General features: G+C 74.5%; 14 protein-coding genes and 2 pseudogenes. 2 read left to right on the top strand and 14 right to left on the bottom strand.

The window, feature by feature from the left end:
- Positions 1-53: 53 nt before the first annotated feature.
- The 5 genes and pseudogenes from LPA54_RS26250 to betA form a co-directional block, all read right to left on the bottom strand.
- A pseudogene (locus LPA54_RS26250) lies at positions 54-1,073 on the bottom strand (PP2C family protein-serine/threonine phosphatase); the annotation flags it as partial.
- Positions 1,074-1,371: 298 nt separating this feature from the next.
- Positions 1,372-1,662: an STAS domain-containing protein gene (locus LPA54_RS26255; protein ID WP_228982084.1), complete on the bottom strand. Its 291-nt coding sequence runs from the start codon at positions 1,660-1,662 to the stop codon at positions 1,372-1,374.
- 43 nt (positions 1,663-1,705) lie between these two features.
- Positions 1,706-2,992, bottom strand: a complete 1,287-nt coding sequence (locus LPA54_RS26260; protein WP_228982086.1) for a PP2C family protein-serine/threonine phosphatase — start codon at positions 2,990-2,992, stop codon at positions 1,706-1,708.
- A gap of 180 nt (positions 2,993-3,172) precedes the next feature.
- Entirely contained in the window at positions 3,173-5,308 is a 2,136-nt protein-coding gene (betT, locus tag LPA54_RS26265) for a choline BCCT transporter BetT (RefSeq protein ID WP_228982087.1), read from the bottom strand.
- A 4-nt stretch (positions 5,309-5,312) separates the two neighbouring features.
- Positions 5,313-6,971, bottom strand: coding sequence for a choline dehydrogenase (gene betA, locus LPA54_RS26270; protein WP_228982092.1), 1,659 nt, complete (start codon positions 6,969-6,971; stop codon positions 5,313-5,315).
- Positions 6,972-7,056: 85 nt separating this feature from the next.
- On the opposite strand from betA, the gene LPA54_RS26275 reads away from it, so the two are divergent.
- Positions 7,057-8,553 carry an aldehyde dehydrogenase family protein gene (locus LPA54_RS26275; protein ID WP_228982123.1) on the top strand — a complete coding sequence of 499 codons (1,497 nt, stop codon included), beginning with the start codon at positions 7,057-7,059 and terminating at the stop codon, positions 8,551-8,553.
- A 134-nt stretch (positions 8,554-8,687) separates the two neighbouring features.
- On the opposite strand, the gene LPA54_RS26280 is transcribed toward LPA54_RS26275, so the two are convergent.
- The 8 genes from LPA54_RS26280 to LPA54_RS26315 form a co-directional block, all read right to left on the bottom strand.
- Entirely contained in the window at positions 8,688-9,053 is a 366-nt protein-coding gene (locus LPA54_RS26280) for a hypothetical protein (protein WP_228982094.1), read from the bottom strand.
- Positions 9,054-9,181: 128 nt separating this feature from the next.
- The gene (locus LPA54_RS26285; protein WP_228982096.1) at positions 9,182-10,045 is read right to left on the bottom strand and encodes an N-acetyltransferase; all 864 of its coding nucleotides are present in this window, start codon (positions 10,043-10,045) and stop codon (positions 9,182-9,184) included.
- Positions 10,046-10,123: 78 nt separating this feature from the next.
- Positions 10,124-12,112 (bottom strand): GAF domain-containing protein, encoded by a 1,989-nt coding sequence (locus LPA54_RS26290; protein ID WP_228982098.1) that lies wholly within the window; start codon positions 12,110-12,112, stop codon positions 10,124-10,126.
- A gap of 83 nt (positions 12,113-12,195) precedes the next feature.
- Positions 12,196-13,095 (bottom strand): 3-hydroxybutyrate dehydrogenase, encoded by a 900-nt coding sequence (locus LPA54_RS26295; RefSeq protein ID WP_228982100.1) that lies wholly within the window; start codon positions 13,093-13,095, stop codon positions 12,196-12,198.
- A 55-nt stretch (positions 13,096-13,150) separates the two neighbouring features.
- Positions 13,151-13,633 carry an NUDIX domain-containing protein gene (locus LPA54_RS26300; RefSeq protein WP_228982103.1) on the bottom strand — a complete coding sequence of 161 codons (483 nt, stop codon included), beginning with the start codon at positions 13,631-13,633 and terminating at the stop codon, positions 13,151-13,153.
- 9 nt (positions 13,634-13,642) lie between these two features.
- Positions 13,643-15,244 carry an apolipoprotein N-acyltransferase gene (gene lnt, locus LPA54_RS26305; protein ID WP_228982124.1) on the bottom strand — a complete coding sequence of 534 codons (1,602 nt, stop codon included), beginning with the start codon at positions 15,242-15,244 and terminating at the stop codon, positions 13,643-13,645.
- Positions 15,245-15,419: 175 nt separating this feature from the next.
- Positions 15,420-15,992: a hypothetical protein gene (locus tag LPA54_RS26310; RefSeq protein ID WP_228982106.1), complete on the bottom strand. Its 573-nt coding sequence runs from the start codon at positions 15,990-15,992 to the stop codon at positions 15,420-15,422.
- An 87-nt stretch (positions 15,993-16,079) separates the two neighbouring features.
- Positions 16,080-16,877, bottom strand: coding sequence for a glutamate racemase (locus LPA54_RS26315; RefSeq protein WP_228982108.1), 798 nt, complete (start codon positions 16,875-16,877; stop codon positions 16,080-16,082).
- A 58-nt stretch (positions 16,878-16,935) separates the two neighbouring features.
- Here LPA54_RS26315 and LPA54_RS26320 point away from each other — a divergent pair, with 58 nt between their 5' ends.
- Positions 16,936-18,129, top strand: a complete 1,194-nt coding sequence (locus tag LPA54_RS26320) for a glycosyltransferase (protein ID WP_228982110.1) — start codon at positions 16,936-16,938, stop codon at positions 18,127-18,129.
- Between the two features lie 6 nt (positions 18,130-18,135).
- Here the strand turns inward: LPA54_RS26320 and LPA54_RS26325 are convergent.
- Positions 18,136-18,823 (bottom strand): annotated as a pseudogene (locus tag LPA54_RS26325) (Tellurium resistance); the annotation flags it as partial.

Raw genomic sequence — 18,823 nt, forward strand, 5'->3', positions numbered from 1 at the left:
CGAGCGGCGGCCGTCTGGCGGGACGGTCCCTGGTCGGCGGGGGCGCGGTCGTCGTGGCGCAGCAGGAGCATGGCCGCGTCGTCGTGGAGGGGGCCCCGCACGTACCGGAGGAGGTCGGATCGCAGGGCGTCGAGGGCGGCCCCAGGTTCGCCGGCCCCGAGCAGCGCCGCCCGCTCGTGCAGGGGGTAGAAGCGGCCGTCGCCGTCCCGGGCCTCCGTCACCCCGTCGGTGTACAGGAAGAGTCGGCTGCCGGGCGGGAGGGCCACCTCGAAGGGCTTGGCGGTGTCCGGCGTCTGGTCGTCCAGGCCGAGCGGCGGAGCGTACGCGGGCGGCTCGGCGAAGGCCGCGGAACCGTCGGGCCGGACGACCAGGGGCGGCGGGTGTCCGAAGGCGAGCAGGGTGACGCGGTCCTCCGGACCGACCTCGGCCAGGACCGCGGTCACGAACTTCTCCCCGTCCCCCTGGCGCCGGACGGCCCTCTCCAGACGGGCGCCGATCGCCGCCAGGTCGGGCGCGTCGTGCGCCGCCTCCCGGAAGGCGCCCAGGACGGCGGCCGCCGTCTCCACCGCCTCCAGGCCCTTGCCCTGGACGTCCCCGACGATGACCCGGACACCGCCCGGTGACCTGACCACCTCGTACAGGTCGCCGCCGATGTGCGCCTCGGCGGTCGCGGAGGTGTACGAGACGGCGATCGACAGGTGCCCGAGGCGGCGGGGGACCGGCCTGAGCAGCACCCGCTGGGCGACCTCGGCGATGGACCGGACCGTGGCGAGCTCCGCTTCGCGGCGCTGGCGCATCACGGCCGCCGCGAGGCCGGCCGCCGTCACCCCGGCGACGGAGGCCATGGCGGTGACACCGCGCCGGGTGTCCAACAGCCCGTCGTACCAAGCCAGTACGGCGCACAGGCCGAGCGCGACCGCGCCGATGGCGGCGGTACGGCGCCATCCCCCGACGATGCCGGCGAACGCCGGTCCGAGCGCGACCAGCGGGAGGAAGCCGACGCCCGGTCCCGCCGTGACGTCGACCGCCGCCACCGCTGCCATGACGCCGAACGGCAGGGCGGAGAGCGCCATGGGCCTGGAGGTGCTTGCGCCGGACAGTGCGTCTCCCCTGAGGTGCGGGTGGCGGGCGAGGGCGTGGCGGCCGACGGCGCGGGAAGGCTCACGAACCCGCGCTGCCCCGCCTGTCGGGCGGCGCGGCAGGCGCCCCTCCCGGCGGCTGCGGCTTTCGCCGGGTCAAGGATAGGCGCGCGGCGCGCCGTCCGGCGCGGACCGTCACGGATTCGACGTGCGTCGGCCGCGTGCGGACGGGGGCGGGCCGCCGACGCACTGACTGACCGTCAGCTCCGGTCAGGCCGGGGCGGGGCGCCGGTCAGTGCCGGTCGGCGGCCTCGCCGCCTGGGTGGAGGGCGAAGACGTGCTCCGGCCCGACGACTTGCGGCACGCCCATGGTGTGGTCGGGGACCGCGGCGAGCGCGACATCGGCGTCGGCGGCGATCGCGTGGTCGCGGACGACGAGCAGGGCGGTGGTGCCGCCGGAGTCGCGGTACTCCGTGCCGCCGAGGTCCACGACGGGGCGCCGGCCCGGCCGGAGGGCGAGTGCGGCGGCCGGCTCCCGCAGCTCGTCCGCGGCGGCGTGGTCCAGGTGACCGACGATCTTCAAACGGGGCCGGCGGCGCCGTCCCGGGTGCTGGTCTTCGGTGCGCTCATCCGGCGGTTCCCGTGTCGGGGGCGGCGGCGTGGGCCGGCATGCCGAGTGCGAGCAGGGCGGTGTCGTCGTCGAGGCCGTCGCCGAAGTCGTCCAGCAGTCCGGTCAGGGCCCGGATGACGGCGTGCGGCGGCTCGCCGGCGCGGCCGGCGGCGAAGGCGCGCAGGGCCTCCTCCCCGTACAGGGCAGTGCGGTCCTCGCCGGTGCGGGCCTCGGTGAGGCCGTCGGTGTACAGCAGGAGCGTGTCGCCGGGGGTGAGGGTGGTGGCGGCGGTGGCGAAGTGGGCGGCGGGGAGGATCCCGACGAGGAGGCCGCCGGGGGTGGGCAGGAAGTCGGCCGTGCCGCCGGCGCGCAGGACGAGGGCCGGGGGGTGGCCGCCCGAGGCGAGGCGCACGTGGACGCGCCCGGTGGCGGGGTCGGGTTCGAGGACGCCGTAGATGGCGGTGCAGTACCGGGGGTCGCTGCCGGAGTAGCGCTCGTGGAGCACCTCGTTGAGGGTCGACAGGGCGGAGACGGGGTCGGGGTCGTGCAGGGCGGCGGCGCGCAGGGTGTAGCGGGCCAGGGAGGTGACCGAGGCCGCTTCGGGGCCCTTGCCGCAGACGTCGCCGAGGAAGAAGGCGAAGCGGGTGCCGTCGATGGGGAACAGATCGTAGAAGTCCCCGCCGAGCTGGTCCGGGGAGGCGGTGCGGTAGTGGGCGGCCGTCTCCACTCCGGGGACCCGCGCCAGGGTGGCGGGCAGCAGCGACTGCTGGAGCACGGCGAGGACGTCCTGCAGCCGGCTCCGGTCGGCCTCGGCCTGCCGGCGGGCTTCGTCGGCCGCCTTCCTGGCGCGCAGGAGTTCCTGTTCGTAGGAGCGGCGGTCCCGGGCGTCGAAGACGGTGGTGCGGATCAGCAGCGGGTCGCCGCTGACGCCGCGTTTGACGACGGAGGAGACCAGGACCGGCATCCGCCCGCCGTCGGCCTGCTCGATCTCCAGGGCGACGCCGTTGATCTCGCCTCGCATCCGCAGCAGCGGTGCGAAGTGCGTCTCGTGGTACAGCTTCCCGCCCACGGTCAGCAGGTCGGTGAACCGCATGCGGCCCACCACCGCCCCGCGCTCCAGGCCGAGCCAGCCGAGGAGCCTGGAATTGATCTTCGCGACGGTGCCGTCCATCAAGGTGGACAGGTACCCGCACGGCGCACCTTCGTACAGCTCCTCCGCGCTGTCCTCCAGCAGCGCGGCGAACAGCGCGTTCGCCGCCGACTCCCCGCCCTGCGGGTCGGGCTGCCGCCCGGTGCTGCACATCAGGGCAGGCGCCGCGGGAAGCCGGCGATCGCCTCGCTGGTGGCGGCGGCCGGCGCGACCGCCCGCCCCGAGGGGTCACCGGTCACCGTGACGTGGTTCCGACGACGAAGGATGGCCATACCCCCTACTCTCTCAGGCCCCACCCGCCCCTCCGATGACGTCCCGGTACCGTGTCCGGCGTCAGACGTCCTGGTCGGGGAGGTGGGCCTCGGCCGTGTCGGGGCGGTGGTCGGGCAGGGCCGAGCGGGAGGTGGCCTCCCGGTGCAGTCGCAGGAACTCCAGGTGCCGCTCGTACTGGTCGAGGACGTTGCCGATGAGCTGCTCCTTGCTGTAGCCCATCACGTCGTAGCCCTGGCTGCCGTCCGCGAGGTGCACTTCGAACCGCACGTAGGTGTCGTGTTCCGTGACCACCTTCGTGGCGAACGCCGGGGTGGGCACCTCGACCGGCCACACCCGGTAGATGAAGACCTCGTCCCCGCCCATCGGGACCCGCAGTTCCAGGTGCGGCAGGCCGCTCGCCTCGTCGGTCCCCTCCTCGACCGACGCCTGCGCGCCCTGCCGGGCCAGTTCGGCGGCGACGTCGTCGAAGGCGGGGTGGCAGATCTCGTCGACGAACCTGACCGCCGCCCGGTGGGTGGGGAAGCTCATCGCCCTGGCCAGGCGCCGCCGCCAGTTCCACTCCACGCCCCGGCCGCCCTGCACCATGCGCCCCGACAGCGACGAGGGGAGGGTGGTGGTCAGCGCGTCCTCCCGCATCCGTTCGATGCGCAGCGCCTTGTACAGGCCCCAGATGATCAGGAACATCACGAACGAGAACGGCAGGCCCATGATGATCGTCGCGTCCGTCAGCGCCTGCACGCCCCCGACGAGGAGCATGGCGAGGGTCAGCAGACCGGTCGCCCCCGCCCAGAAGACGCGCACGAGCGCGGGAGCGTCGGTCAACGGGGTGCGCAGGTGCGAGCTGAGGTTGCTCATCACGAGGGCGCCGGAGTCCGCGGAGGTGACGTAGAGCAGCAGCCCGACGAAGGTGGCAAGACCGGCGCTGAAGGTGGCTCCGGGGAACTGCGCGAGCAGTTCGTAGAAGCCTTGTTCGGGCGCGTTGGCGGCGGTCTCGCCGAACTCGGTGTTGCCGGCCCGGACGAGGCCGAGCGCGCTGTTGCCGAAGACGGAGAGGAAGGTGAGCGTGAACAGGAACGGGATGACCAGGGTCGCCGCGACGAACTGCCGGATGGTGCGGCCGCGTGAGATCCGCGCCAGGAACAGCCCGACGAACGGCGCCCAGGCGATCCACCAGGCCCAGAAGAACAGCGTCCAGGCGTTGAGCCAGTCGGTCGGCTGGTCGTAGGCGAAGGTGTTCAGCGTCATCGACGGGAAGCGGCTGACGTAGTCGCCGATGTTGAGGATGAGGCTGTTGAGGATCCGCAGCGGGCTGTCGACGAACAGCATGTACAGCATCAGGACGACGGCGAGGACGACGTTGAGCTCGGACAGGCGCCTGATGCCCCGGTCCACACCGGCCACGGCGGACACCGTGGACAGGACCACGGCGACGGCGATCAGGCCGATCTGCGCGGCCGTCCCCTGCGGGACGCCGAAGAGGAACGTCAGCCCGTAGTTCAGCTGCACGACGCCGATGCCCAGCGACACGGAGATGCCGAAGACCGTGCCGATGATGGCCGCCAGGTCCACCGCGTCACCGATCCGGCCGTGGATGCGCTTGCCGATGATCGGGTACAGCGCCGACCGGATCGCGAGCGGAAGCCGGTAGCGGAACGCGAAGTAGCCGAGCGCCATGCCCATCAGCGCGTACATCGCCCAGCCGGTGATGCCGTAGTGGAACAGGGTCCACACCACCGCCTGCCGCGCCGCCTCGACGGTCTGCGGGTCGCCCTCGGGCGGGGCGAGGTAGTGGCTGACCGGTCCGGCGACGGAGAAGAACATCAGGTCGATGCCGATGCCCGCCGCGAAGAGCATGGTCGCCCAGGCGAACAGCCCGTAGTCGGGGGTGGAGTGCTGCGGCCCCAGTTTGATCGCTCCGTACCGGGACGCCGCGACGTACACGACGAACAGCAGGTACAGGGTGGCGGCGAGGAAGTAGTACCAGCCGAACACCGAGGAGATCCAGTCCACCACGACGCCGATGGTGTGCTCCGCGCCCGACGGCGTGACGATCGCCCAGATGGAGATGGCGAGGATCAGCGCGGACGCCCCGAAGAAGACGACGGGCTTGAGCCTGCTCTCCCGTCCCGGGCCGGTGACCGCCGCCGCCGGGTCCTGCGGTTCCGACGCGCCGCCGCTTCCTCCGTCGATGGACAAGGTGTCAGCTCTCCTGGGTGCTGTGCCGGTGGAAGTCGACCGTGGCCGGCGGCAGGGGGGTGTTGCCGAGGATGAGGTCGGCCGACTTCTCGGCGAGCATCATCACCGGCGCGTAGATGTTCCCGTTGGTGAGGTACGGCATCGCGGACGCGTCCACCACCCGCAGCCCCTCGACACCGTGCACCCGCATCGAGGTGGGGTCCAGCACCGACATCTCGTCGACACCCATACGGGCGGTGCAGGAGGGGTGGTACGCGGTCTCCGCGTCGCGGGCGACCCACTCCAGGATCTCCTCGTCCGTCTCGACCCCGGGGCCGGGTGACAGCTCGCCCCCGTCGTAGAGGGCGAACGCCGGCTGGGACAGGATGTCCCGCGCGACGCGGATCGCCTCCACCCACTCCTTCCGGTCGTTGGGAGTGGACAGGTAATTGAACCGCAGCGCCGGATACACCCGCGGATCCCGGGACGTGATTTTCACCGACCCGCGCACATCCGAATACATGGGCCCGATGTGCACCTGGTATCCGTGCTCGGCGTCCACCGGCGTACCGTCGTAACGCACCGCGATGGGCAGGAAGTGGAACATCAGGTTGGGATAGCGCACCACGTCGTTTCCGCGTACGAAACCACCCGCCTCGAAATGGTTGGTCGCCGCGGGTCCGGTGCGGAAGAGCAGCCACTGCAGACCGATCGCGGGCCGCCGGGACCACTTGAGCGACGGGTTGTACGAGATCGGCAGCTTGCACGCGTGCTGGACGTAGACCTCCAGGTGGTCCTGGAGGTTCTCGCCGACACCGCGCAGCTCATGCACCATCTCGACGCCCAGCGGCCGCAGCTCGTCGGGGTTGCCGATCCCGGACAGCTGGAGCAGCTGCGGCGTGTTGATGGCCCCTCCGCAGAGGATCACCTCACCGCCGAGGGCCCGCCGGCGCTCCCGGCCCCACCGGCGGTAGTCCACCCCCACTGCGCGCTTGCCGCGGAACAGCACGCGGTCCACCTGCGAGAAGCACCGGACGGTCAGGTTCGGGCGCTTCTTCACCGGATGGAGGTAGGCCCGCGCCGCCGACCAGCGCCGGCCCCGCCGGATGTTGCGGTCGAAGCGGGCGAAGCCCTCCTGGCGGTAGCCGTTGACGTCCGAGGTCAGCGGGTAGCCGGCCTGCTGCGCCGCCTCCAGGAACGCGCTGAACAGCGGATTCTGCGCCGGACCGCGCTCCAGCCACAGCGGGCCGCCCTGCCCGCGCCACTCGTCCGCCCCGGCCACGCAGTGCTCCATGCGCTTGAAGTACGGCAGGCAGTGCGCGTAGTCCCACGTCTCCATGCCCGGGTCGGCCGCCCAGCGCTCCAGGTCCAGGGGATTGCCCCGCTGGAAGATCATCCCGTTGATGGAACTCGATCCGCCGAGCAGCTTCCCCCGGCCCTGGCTGACGCGCCGGCCGTCCATGAACGGCTCGGGCTCCGACACGTAGCACCAGTCGTAGAAGCGGTTGCCGATGACCATCGTCAGCGCGGCGGGCATGTGCGTGAAGACGTCCCAGACCCAGTCGGGCCGGCCGGCCTCCAGGACCAGGACCCGGTTCTCCGGGTCCGCGCTGAGCCGATTGGCCAGCGCGCATCCTGCCGATCCCCCGCCGACGATGATGTAGTCGTACTCCGTCCGGCCCATTCCGCTCCTCGCATTCATTGCACCACCCGGCGTCACGCGCTTAACTTAAACGGCGGGGAATTCCGGCGCACAACGGTGCAGCTGCATTCGGCTCAACCGGGGAAGGACTGCCACGTCCAGTCTCTTTATCGACGGAAAGTGGACGACCGCGTCCAGCGGCGCCACGCGGGAAATCCTCAACCCCTACGACCGGTCCGTGGTCGCCACCGTGGACGAGGGCGGCCGGACGGACGCCCTCGCCGCCGTGGCCGCGGCCAGGGCCGCGTTCGACCGCGGCGCCTGGCCGTCCTGGACCCCGCGGCAGCGCTCCGAACTGCTGCACAGGACGGCCGAGTACCTCCAGCGCGACCGGGCGGAGATCGCCCGCCTCGAAACGCTCGACACCGGCAAGACGCTCGTCGAGAGCGGCATCGACGTCGACGACGTGACGGCGGTTTTCCGCTACTACGCGGGTCAGGCCGAGGCGGACACCGGTCGGATCGTCGACGCGGGCGACCCGAGGATCCGCAGCCGCGTCGTCCACGAGCCGGTCGGCGTCTGCGCGCTGATCACCCCCTGGAACTACCCGCTGCTCCAGGCGTCGTGGAAGGTCGCCCCGGCGCTGGCCGCCGGGAACACCATGGTGATCAAACCCAGCGAGGTGACGCCGCTGACCACCGTCCGGATGGTGCGGCTGATCGAGGAGGCGGGCGCGCCCGCCGGCGTGGTCAACCTCGTGCTCGGCGCGGGCGCGACGGCCGGCGCCGCGCTGGTGGAGAGCCCCGACGTGGACCTGGTGTCCTTCACGGGCGGCCTGTCGACCGGCCAGATGATCATGCGGACGGCCGCCGACACCGTGAAGAACGTCGCCCTCGAACTCGGCGGCAAGAACCCCAACATCGTGTTCGCCGACGCCGACGTCGAGACCGCGATCGACCACGCCCTGACCGCCGTGTTCTTCCACGCCGGGCAGGTGTGCTCCGCCGGCACCCGGCTCATCGTCGAGGACTCCCTCCACGACGAGTTCGTCGCCGAACTGGTCCACCGGACCGAACGGATCCGCCTGGGCAACGGACTCGACGAGCACACCGAGAGCGGCCCGCTCGTCTCCGCCGAGCACCGCGACAAGGTCGAGTCCTACGTGCGGCTGGGCGTCGAGGAGGGCGCCCGACTCGTCGCCGGCGGCAGACGCCCGGACGAACCCGAACTGGCCGACGGCTTCTTCTACCGGCCGACGGTGTTCGACGACTGCACGCAGGACATGCGCATCGTGCAGGAGGAGACCTTCGGCCCCATCCTGACCGTGGAGCGCTTCACCGACGAGGACCGCGCCGTCGAACTCGGCAACCACACCGACTACGGCCTCGCCGGGGCGGTGTGGACCCGGGACTCCGGCCGGGCCGAACGCGTGGCGCGGCGGCTGCGGCACGGCACCGTGTGGATCAACGACTTCGGTCCGTACCTGCCGCAGGCGGAGTGGGGCGGGTTCAAACGCTCCGGCATCGGCAGGGAACTCGGCCACGAGGGGCTCGCCGAGTACCGGCAGGCCAAGCACATCTACGAGAACACCGCCCCCGAACCGCAGCGCTGGTTCGCCCGCTGACGCCCGGGGGCGGACGGGGCCCGGGGCAGGCCAGTGATCCGCCCCGGGCCTCGTCCGTCACGGCGGGGTCCGCCGCGGGGGCAGTGCGCCGCGGCCGGCGCCGCAGTCGGGTGCGCCGCGGGCGCCGCCGGTGGTCAGGAGACGCGCTTCAACGTCCAGGCGTTCGGGTTGAAGCTCGGCACGACGGAGTACCGGCAGCTGCTCGTGTAGTACGAACTCGTCTGCACCCAGCCGGCCGGCTGGTAGGTGGAGGCGCAGGCGTTGACGGTGGTGCCCACGGGCAGACCGGTGAGCTGCTTGATCTGCTTGACGTTCGGGGCGCTCCCCGAGCCGCAGGAAAGACTGGTCCCCCAGCTCACGTCGACGTGGCCGGTGGGGGTCAGCACACTGGCGCAGACGGTCGTGACGTCGCCCGGCGCCGCCAGCGCGGGCGACGCGGACAGGAGCAGGCAGGCGGCGGAGGCGACGGCGGCGAGCGCCGTGGTGCCCTTGTGCGGCACGGAGGTCTCCCTACGGGGTCGGGGCGCGGGTGGGTGGCACAGGCCGGTGGAACCGGTGGGCGCCGGGGCCTGCTCCCACCCAAGCGGCGGAGCCGACTCCTCCGGGAGGGGGGATCCGGTCATGTCCGTCAGCGGGCGGGCCGGCGGAAGTCCCGCGTCCGGGCCACCTCCAGGAAGCCGGCCGAGCGGTACAGCGCCACCGCGGCGGTGTTCGTCGACGGCGTCAGGACCGCGACCGCGCCGGCGCCCCGCTCACGCAGCCGGGCGCAGACGGCGAGTACGGCATCCCGCCCGTACCCGTGGCCGCGGTGGTCCGGGTGCGTACCCACCGGCTCCAGCAGCCCGCACCGGCCAGCACCGGCCAGCCAGCCCGTCGCCGCCGCGGCCGGCGAACCGTCCGGCGTCGTCACCAGCGACTCCACGCACAGCCCCGCCGCGGCCGAGCCCCGCATCGCCCGCCACCGGGCGAGCGTGAACGAGGACCCCGCGAAGGCGGCCCGATGCACCGCGACCCGGTCGGCGGCCGACTCCTCGCCCACCACCAGCGTCCGCTGCCCCGCACCGGCCGGCGCCGTCACGTCATCGCAGACGAACACCGACCACTGCCCGTCCGGATCGGCCGACCACCCCAGCCTCCGCAGCGCACCGCCCACCGGTGACCCCTCGGGCAGGTCGCACCAGGCTTCGCCGTCGCCGGCCGCGCGGTCGAACGCGGCGGCCAGCGCCTCGGCCCGCGCCGGATCGGCGGCCACCCGCGGGGCGAGGCCGACGCGGAGCACCGGCCCGTCGAGCAGGCCCACCGCGACCGGTCCGGACGCGTCGGACCACAGCCGCAGCGCGGACCGGACCGGCTGCTCCTCGAAGCGCAGGAACCAACCGACATCCCCGGGGTGCAGCGGCCCGCCGGTGCGCGCCGCGGGCGTCCAGGCGGCCAGGGCCGCGATCACCACCCGGGCCTCGGCCCGCCCGATCGCCCGCTCGCGCAGCATCATGGCGCAGGACGATAGGTGCTCGGCCGGGCGGTACGCCAACGAATACCCGGCTGCCCGACCGCGTGGGCGCCACGGACCTCAGCGGGTGAGGGCCGGAGCCATCAGGTGCAGGCGCAGGGCGAGCCGGACCTCCAGGGACCGGTCGGGCGACTGCCAGTCCTCCCCGAGGAGCCGCGCCACCCGCTCCAGGCGCTGCCCCACGGTGTTCACATGGACGTGCAGGCGGTCCTTGGTGCGGGCGGGGCTCATCCCGCTGGAGAAGTACGCGTCGAGCGTGCCGACCAGGTCGGTGCCCCTGCGCCGGTCGTAGGCGATGACCTGGCCGATCGTCCGGTCGACGAAGCCGTGGATGTCGCGGGTGTCCGCCAGGAGGAGCCCGAGGAAGCCCAGCTCCTCGACGGCGGCGCCCTCGCCGGTGCGGCCGAGCAGGGCCAGCGCGTCCAGGCAGCGGCGGGCCTCCGCGTAGGCCGGGGCGATGGCACCCGGGCCGGCGGCGGGCGCGTCCACCGCGCACGACGCACCGACGGTGACGGGCTCGCGCAGGGTGCGGCCCAGGTCGAGGGCGGTTCGGCGGGCCACCGACGCCGCCGTGTCACCGGCACGCAGCGGTAGCAGCAGGACCGTACCGCCGTCCCGGAGGGAGGCCAGGCCCCGGCCGGTGGCGGCGAGGTGGGAGGCCGCGGACCACAGCCGCTGCCGGTCGGCCCGCGCGTGCTCCTCCGCCGCCGGACGGTCCACCCGCGCGGCGAGCACCACGTGCGGTACGTCGAAGTCGGCGCTCAGCCGGGCCGCGCGTTCCTCCAGGAGCCCCCGGTCCCGGTCCGGTGTGTCGATCAGGTCGTCCAGCAGCTCGCCCCGCACCCGCTGTTCCGCCTCGCCGGCGGAACGGCGGGCGAGCAGCAGCAGGGACGTCACCATCGCGGCGCGCTCCAGGGTCCGCCGGTCGACGGGGTCGAGCCGCGCGTCGCCCCGCAGGACCAGCGCGCCGAACACCTCGCCGCCCGCCGACACCGCGGCGGTCCAGTCGGCTCCGTGCAGCACCGCGCGGCCGTCGGCGGACACCCGGGGTTGCGGCGCCTCGGTGAACTCGACCGTGCCCCCGAGGACCTCCGACACCGCTTCCACCACGTCCTGGACGCCGCCCCCGCGCAGCACCAGCTCCGTCAGCCGGTCGTGGACCTCCGACGCCCGCTCGATGACACCGCTGCGGTCGCGGATGATGCCGTTGGCCCGCTCCAGCTCGGTGAGGGCGGCGCGCGTCTCCGACAGGAGGTTCGCCGTGTCGATGGCGACCGCGGCGTGGGCGGCGAACGACCCCAGCAGGGCGACCTGTTCGCGTTCGAAGACCCGGGCCCGCCGGTCGGCGGCGAACAGGACGCCGATCACCTGGCTGCCCAGGGACAGCGGCACCCCGAGGATGGCGACGAGGCCCTCGTCCCGTACGCCCGCGTCGATGGCCCGGGTGTGCCGGAACCGGTCGTCCTCGAAGTAGTCGTCCGTCACGTACGGGCGGGCCGTCTGCGCGACGAGCCCGCCGAGGCCCTCCCCCATCGCGAGGCGGAGCTGCTGGAAGCGCGCGGAGACCGAGCCGTCGGTGACGCGCATGTACGTGTCCCCCGCGACCGGGTCGTTGAGGCTGAGGTAGGCGACCTCGCTGCCCAGCAGGGAACGGGCCCGCTGCACGATGGCGCGGAGCACCGCGTCGAGGTCGCGCAGGCCCGCCAGGTCGTGGGCGGTCTCGAACAGGGCGGACAGCTCCGCCTCTCGGCGGCGGCGCCCCTCCAGCTCGGCGCGCACCCGGAGTGCCAGGTGCTTGGCGCGCTCCAGTCCGGCCAGCACGGCGGCGTCCGCCCCGCCCGCCCGCGCCAGGAGCACCGGACGGTCGTACGCCTCCGCTGCCGCGCCGCGGGCGAGCAACTCCAGGTAGGCGTCCGGCTGGTGGGCGGGGCGGTCGTCCGGGGCGGCGGAGGTGTGGGCGGGGTCGGCGTCCGGGGAAGGGCCGGGGCCGGGGTCGGCGTCGGGGCCGGAGTCGGCGTCCGGGGAGGGGCGGGTGCGGGGTTCGGGCATGGTCACAGGGATACCTGCCGTGTGTCGGAGTGCACCAGACCCGCGGACGACGGTCCGGCTGCGGCCGGCCGGGCCCGGCGCGCTCAGTGGGCCGTCCAACCGCCATCGAGCGTCAGGGACGTGCCCGTGACGAAGGCCGCCTGCGGGGTGCACAGGTAGGCGACGGCCTCGGCTACCTCCTCCGGTTCCAGCAGCCGCTTCAGGGGCGTGTCCCTGAGCAGGACCTCGGACAGGACCCGCTCGGGCGGAATGCCGTGCGCCGCCGCCTGGTCGGCGATCTGCCGCTCCACGAGCGCCGTGCGCACGTACCCGGGGCTCACGCAGTTGGAGGTGACACCGTGCGGCGCGCCCTCCAGCGCGGCGGTCTTCGACAGCCCCTCCAGGCCGTGCTTGGCGGCCACGTAGGCGGACTTGAAGGCGGAGGCCCGCACCCCGTGGACGGAGGACATGTTGACGACGCGGCCCCAGCCCTGGGCGTACATGTGCGGCAAGGCGCCCCTGAGGAGCCGGAAGGGGGCCTCCAGCATGACGGTGAGCACTGTGTGGAAGACCTCCGGCGGGAAGTCCTCCAGGGGCCGGACGTGCTGCAACCCGGCGTTGTTGACGAGGACGTCGACACCGGCGGCCGTCGCCTCGGCCGCGTCCAGGTCCGCCAGGTCGAGCACCTGCGGCCGGACCGTCCCGGGCAGGTCGCGCGCCTGGGCCTCCAGCGCGCGCAGGCCGTCGGCGTCCCGGTCGACGGCCCGCACCCGGGCGCCCGCGGCCGCGAGCCGCAGCGCGCACGCCCGGCCGATGCCGGCGGCGGCGCCGGTGACCAGCGCGGTCCGGCCGGCCAGGTCCAGCGCCACCGGTCCGGAGGGGGTGGCGACCCGGGACGGAGCCGGGGCCGCGGACGGGGGCGGTAGGGAGGTCGTGGGCGCGGTGGGGACGGTGGTCGGGGCGGGCGCCGGGGGCGGGGGCGTGGCCGGGGACGGGGCAGTCATGGTGCGCACCGTACGGAGCCCGACTCTCCTTGCGGATGTGGGCGGAGCCCATACTTCAGTCAGTGCCGGTGGTGGCGAACCATGTGGGGCCGTCGGTACGCGCCTGCTTGATCCGGAACAGGTGGCTCTCGTGCAGTCTCGGCAGCGCGTCCGCCGGGAACCAGCCGACCTCCAGCGCCTCGTCGTCGTGGACGCGGGCCTCCCCGCCCGTGGCGCGGCACCGGAAGACGATGTCCATGTACTGGCACTGGTCACCGTTCGGGTAGATGACCGGCTCCGGCTGCGCCGCCACCATGACGACCCGCTCCGCGACGCACTCGACGCCGGTCTCCTCGTACACCTCGCGGACGGCGGTGACGGCCGGCTGCTCCCCCGGTTCGGCGATGCCGCCGACCAGCGCCCACCTGCCGTCGTCCGCGCGCCGCATCAGCAGCACCCGGTCCTCGTCGTCGAGGACCACGGCGGTGACCCCGGGCAGGAGGAGGAGCTGGTGCCCGGCGGACGCCCTGAGGGCCTTGATGAAGTCGGGAGTCCCCATACGGCGACCCTACTCGTTCGGCGCGGCCCTCCCCCGCCGCGCGGCCCGGACCGAGACCGCCGCCCAGCCGAGGCCCCCCAGGGCCACCGCGGCGAGCGCCGCCTCGGGCAGGACGCCCAGGCGGGTCGCCGGGGTCAGCGAGGAGCGCAGCGGCACCTCGGCGACCAGGGCGTCCGGCGTGAAGAGCCGCGACTGCCGCACGACGGTGCCGTCCGGCAGGATGATCGCGCTGACGCCGCTGGTGACGGGGACCACGACGGTCCGGCTGTGCTCGACCGCCCGCACGCGGTCCATCGCGAGCTGCTGGTAGGTCATCTCGGTGCGCCCGAACGTCGCGTTGTTGCTGGGCACGGAGATGAGCCGCGCGCCGTGCGTCACGGTGTCGCGGACCGCCCAGTCGAACGCCGCCTCGTAGCACGTGGCGAGCCCGACCCGGGTGCCGGCGAGGTCGAAGACCCCGACCTTCGTCCCGGGGCCGAAGTCGCGGCTGACCCGGTCGACGTCCTCGTTGAAGAGGCGGACGACGGAACGCATCGGGATGTACTCGCCGAACGGCTGCACGTGCCGCTTGTCGTAGGTGGCGACGGGGCCCCGCCCGGGTTCCCACTGCACGAGCGTGTTGCGCAGCCTGCCCGTCTCGGGGGTGAGGACGGCGCCGACGACGGTGGGCACCCCGACGGCCTGGACGGCGCGGTCGATGACGGCGCGGGCGTCGGGGTTGCGGTACGGGTCGAGGTCGGAGGAGTTCTCCGGCCACAGGACGAAGTCGGGCCGCGCGACCTCGCCCGCGGCGACGTCGGCCGCGAGCTGCTCGGTGCGGCGCGCGTGGTTGTCCAGGACGGCGCGGCGCTGGGCGTTGAAGTCCAGGCCCAGGCGGGGCACGTTGCCCTGGATGGCGGCGACCGTGGCGGTGCCGTCCTCGGGGGCCGTCGACACCAGCGGCAGGGCGGCGGCCGCGCCGGTGACGGGGACGAGTACGGACAGGGCTGCCGCGGCGAGCGGGCCGCGCGGCAGGCGACCGGTGGTGCGGCGCTGGCGGGCCACGCGGACGGCCTCGTACAGGCCGAAGCCGCACAGGGCGACGGCGAAGCCGAGGACGGGGGTGCCGCCGACCGCGGAGAGCGGCAGGAACACCCCGTCGGCCTGCCCGAACGCGATCTTGCCCCAGGGGAAGCCGCCGAACGGCACCCGCGCGCGCAGCCCCTCCCCGAGGACCCACACGGCGGCCGCCCAGAGCGGCCAGGCGGGCAGGCGCGTGACGAGGGCGACGCCGAGGCCGGTGGCGGCGACGAAGAGCGACTCGACGGCGACCAGCGCCAGCCACGGCCCGGGCCCCACCTCCTCGCCGGTCCACACCAGCAGCGGCAGCAGGAAGCCGAGGCCCGTCAGGAACCCCAGGCCGAACCCGGCCCTAGGGCGGCGGCCGCGCAGGGTCCGCCCGAGGAGGGCGAAGGCGAGGGGCGCCAGCCACCACAGGGGCCGCGGCGGGAAGCTGAGGAAGAGGACGGCCCCGGACAGCAGCGCCGTCCCCGGCCGTACGAGCCGTCGCAGCCACCGTCCTCGACGGGTCTCCCCCTGCTCGGGGGGGCCGGGTACGGCGAGGGGGGTCATGGTGGCGCTCACCTGCCGGAGTCTACGGCGCGTCGGCGCGCGCCGGGGAAGGGGACGGCGGCGGGAGGGCCCGGGGCGGGGCGGTGCGCGGCCTGGTCGGGCGGGGGCCGGGGGCGACCTGGGCGGGGGGGGGTGGAGGGGCGGCGGGGCCGCCACGCACCGGCCGGCGCGGCTGTCAGGGCTCGGCCGACCCGCGGCGCAGGTGCAGGCGGTGGCGGATGACCCGGACCGCGGTCTCTGCGTCGTCGACGGTCACCGTGAAGGTGCGGCCGTCCCCGAGGGCCAGGACCAGGCCCTCGCCGCGGCGTACGACGACGGCCGTGCCCTGCTCCGGGCGCCACCGGTAGCCCCAGCCGCCCCAGTGCCGGGGGGTGACCCGGGGGTCGAACTCGGCGCCGACCACGTGGTCGAGCGGGATCCGGCGGCGCGGCAGCCCGAGGTGGCCGCAGCGCACCTCCAGGGCGTGCCGGTCCACGGTGAGTTCGACGTGGACGAAGGCGAGGGTCCCGAAGAGGACGAGAAGGCCGACGGTGACGCATCCGACGACCGCCATCAGCACGGCGATGACGCCCGCGGTCCACGCGGCGCCGGCCGCCAGTACGACACCGAGGGCGAGGCAGGCGGCGCCGCCCGCGGCGAGCAGCCACTGCGCGCGGTTGGTCGCGCGCCCCTTCCAGGTCTCCGGCACGGCCGCGAAGTCCCGGGAGGGGAGCTCGGCGCGGGGCGGGGTCCTCTCCGGCTCCCTCATGGTCCGAAAGCCTACCGAGCCGTGGCCGGCGCGGCCCCCGGTCCGGGGCGTCCGGGTGAGGGGTCGGACAGTCGGGCCGGGCAGTCGTCAGGCGGCCGCCGTGGTCGCGAGCAGGAGGTGGCCCTCCGGGTAGGCCAGGGCCTCGGGGGGCAGGGCGGAGAGGCGTCCGCTGAGGAGGACGGTGAGCGCGGCACCGCCCGGTACGGGACCGGCGGCCGACGGCCTCGGGTCGGCGCCGACGCGGCGCAGGGCCTGCGCGGCGACGGCGTGCGCCGAGCCGTACAGGGCGACGTCCCGGCCGGTGACCGGGCGGAGGGCGGCGCGGATGCGCTCCTCGACCAGCTCGTAGTGGGTGCAGCCGAGGACGACGGTGGTGACGCCGGGCGGGGTGAGCGCGGCCGCCGCGGCGACCGCCGCGTCGATGCGCCGCTCGTCGGCGTACTGCACGGCGTCCGCGAGCCCCGGGCAGGGCACCTCGGCGACGTCCACGCCGGACGCGAACTCCGCGATCAGCCGCCGCTGGTAGGCGCTGCCGGTGGTGGCCGGGGTGGCCCAGATGGCGACGGGCCCGCCGCCCGCGGCGGCCGGCTTGATCGCCGGTACGGTGCCGACGACGGGGATGTCCGGCTCCAGTTCGGCGCGCAGCGCGGGCAGGGCGTGGACGGAGGCGGTGTTGCAGGCGACCACGAGCGCGTCGGGCGCGTGGGCGGCGGCGGCGCGGGCCACGGCCAGGGCGCGTGCGGCGACGTCCTCGGGGGTGCGGGGGCCCCAGGGGAGCCCGTCGGGGTCGGAGGAGAGCACGAGCTCGGCGTCCGGCCGCAGCCGGCGCACCGCGGCGGCCGCCGCCAGCAGGCCGATCCCGGAGTCCATGAGCGCGATCTTCACCCGGTCACCCTAGCCGACCGTCCCCGCAGGCGCCCCGGTGTGGGGCAGACTGCGGCGAATGAGCGTGATTGCGTGGATCGCCCTTGTTTCGTGTGCCGCGTGGGCGTGGCTGCTCCTCGGGCACGGCCTGTTCTGGCGTACCGACCAGCGCCTCCCCCGCGGCTGCGGCGAGCCGGCCGCCTGGCCGTCCGTGGCCGTCGTCGTCCCGGCCCGGGACGAGGCGGAGGTCCTGCCGGTGAGCCTGTCGTCACTGCTGCGGCAGGACTACCCGGGCCGGGCGGGGATCGTCCTCGTCGACGACGGCAGCACGGACGGTACGGGGGACCTGGCGCGGGCCCTGGCCGAGCGGTGCGCGTGGCGGCACGGCGGCGGGCTGCCGCTGACCGTGGTGAGCCCGGGGCCGCCGGAGCCCGGTTGGACGGGCAAGCTGTGGGCGGTGCGGCACGGCGTCTCGGTGGCGCGCGGGGAGGGCGATCCGGACTTCCTGCTCCTGACGGACGCCGACATCGCGCACGCGCCGGACAGCCTGCGCCGCCTGGTGGCGGCCGCGACCTCGCACCGGCTCGACCTGGTGTCGCAGATGGCGCGGCTGCGGGTGGCGGGCGGGTGGGAGCGGCTCGTCGTCCCGGCCTTCGTCTACTTCTTCGGCCAGCTGTACCCCTTCCGGTGGATCAACCGTGACGGCGCCCGCACGTCGGCGGCGGCGGGCGGGTGCGTGCTGCTGCGGACCTCGGCGGCCGACCGCGCCGGGGTGCCGGGGGCGATCCGGGGCGCGGTGATCGACGATGTCGCCCTGGCACGCGCGGTGCGCCGTTCGGGCGGGCGGATCTGGCTGGGGCTGGCCGACCACGTCGACAGCGTGCGCCCCTACCCGCGGCTCGCGGACCTGTGGCGGATGGTGGCGCGCAGCGCGTACGCGCAGTTGCGGCACAGCGTCGCCGTGCTGGCCGCCACCGTCACGGGCCTGTCGGTGGTGTACCTGGCGCCCCCGCTGTGCCTGGCGGCCGGGGTCGCGGGCGGCGACCCGGTGGCGGCGTGGGCGGGCGGCGCGGCGTGGGCGGCGATGGCGGCCACGTACGTGCCGATGCTGCGCTACTACCGGCAGCCGCTGCGGGGGGCCGTGCTGCTGCCCGTGACGGCCTTCCTCTACCTGCTGATGACCCTCGACTCCGCGCTGCGGCACCACCGGGGGCGGGGCGCGGCCTGGAAGGGCCGCACCTACCCCGCCCCGCGGGCCGCTCCGGAGGGGTAGTCGCCGCTACTTGCGGCCCGGGGTCCAGTTCATGCCCCAGCCGTAGGCCCGGTCCACGGTCCGCTGGGGGCTGACGCCACGCTCCGGGACGAGGTAGCGGGCCTCGCGCTGGACGACCAGGTCGTCCCCCTGGCGGGTGATCAGGGCGAGGGCGCAGACCGTGGAGGGGACGGTGCACTCGTCGAGGAAGAACTCGACGGGCGCGCCGTGCTGGGGGGTCAGGGTGACCGTCGCGTGCAGGTCGGCGAAGCTGCGCGCGCCCTCGTAGATGGTGACGAAGACGAGGATCCTGCGGAACGCGTCCCGGTGGTCGAGGTTGACGGTGAGGTTCTCGCCGGTCGACACCGCGCCGGTGCGGTCGTCGCCGTCGAGGTGGATGTACGGGGGCCGGCGCAGGTCGCCGAAGGTGTTGCCGAGGGCCTGGACGACGCCCTTGCTGCCGTCCGACAGCTCGAACAGGGCGCACAGGTCCAGGTCGAGGTCGGAGTGGTGGGCGACGGCCCGCCCGAGCTTGGCGCCCCAGCCGCGGAACTGCTTGCGCACCTCCCAGTTGAGGTTCACCCGCAGCGCGCCGGACGTGCCGCCCTGCTTGGCGAGGGAGACGGTGGGCGCCTCCTTGGTCAGGGTGACCTTGGAGAGCGACACCGGTGCCGGCGGGGGCGGAGTGGGCGCGGGCGGCGGGGGCGGCACGGGT

The sequence above is a fragment of the Streptomyces sp. DH12 genome (genome assembly GCF_020873895.1).
In the GTDB taxonomy this organism is placed as follows: Bacteria; Actinomycetota; Actinomycetes; order Streptomycetales; family Streptomycetaceae; genus Streptomyces.

What these genes read in the sequence shown, in the direction of transcription:
- LPA54_RS26300 (WP_228982103.1), bottom strand. Translation starts at nt 13,633, where the DNA reads ATGGGGACTCCCGACTTCATCAAGGCCCTCAGGGCGTCCGCCGGGCAC.
- LPA54_RS26285 (WP_228982096.1), bottom strand. Translation starts at nt 10,045, where the DNA reads ATGATGCTGCGCGAGCGGGCGATCGGGCGGGCCGAGGCCCGGGTGGTG.
- LPA54_RS26290 (WP_228982098.1), bottom strand. Translation starts at nt 12,112, where the DNA reads ATGCCCGAACCCCGCACCCGCCCCTCCCCGGACGCCGACTCCGGCCCC.
- LPA54_RS26320 (WP_228982110.1), top strand. Translation starts at nt 16,936, where the DNA reads ATGAGCGTGATTGCGTGGATCGCCCTTGTTTCGTGTGCCGCGTGGGCG.
- betA (WP_228982092.1), bottom strand. Translation starts at nt 6,971, where the DNA reads ATGGGCCGGACGGAGTACGACTACATCATCGTCGGCGGGGGATCGGCA.
- LPA54_RS26310 (WP_228982106.1), bottom strand. Translation starts at nt 15,992, where the DNA reads ATGAGGGAGCCGGAGAGGACCCCGCCCCGCGCCGAGCTCCCCTCCCGG.
- LPA54_RS26260 (WP_228982086.1), bottom strand. Translation starts at nt 2,992, where the DNA reads ATGTGCAGCACCGGGCGGCAGCCCGACCCGCAGGGCGGGGAGTCGGCG.
- lnt (WP_228982124.1), bottom strand. Translation starts at nt 15,244, where the DNA reads ATGACCCCCCTCGCCGTACCCGGCCCCCCCGAGCAGGGGGAGACCCGT.
- LPA54_RS26295 (WP_228982100.1), bottom strand. Translation starts at nt 13,095, where the DNA reads ATGACTGCCCCGTCCCCGGCCACGCCCCCGCCCCCGGCGCCCGCCCCG.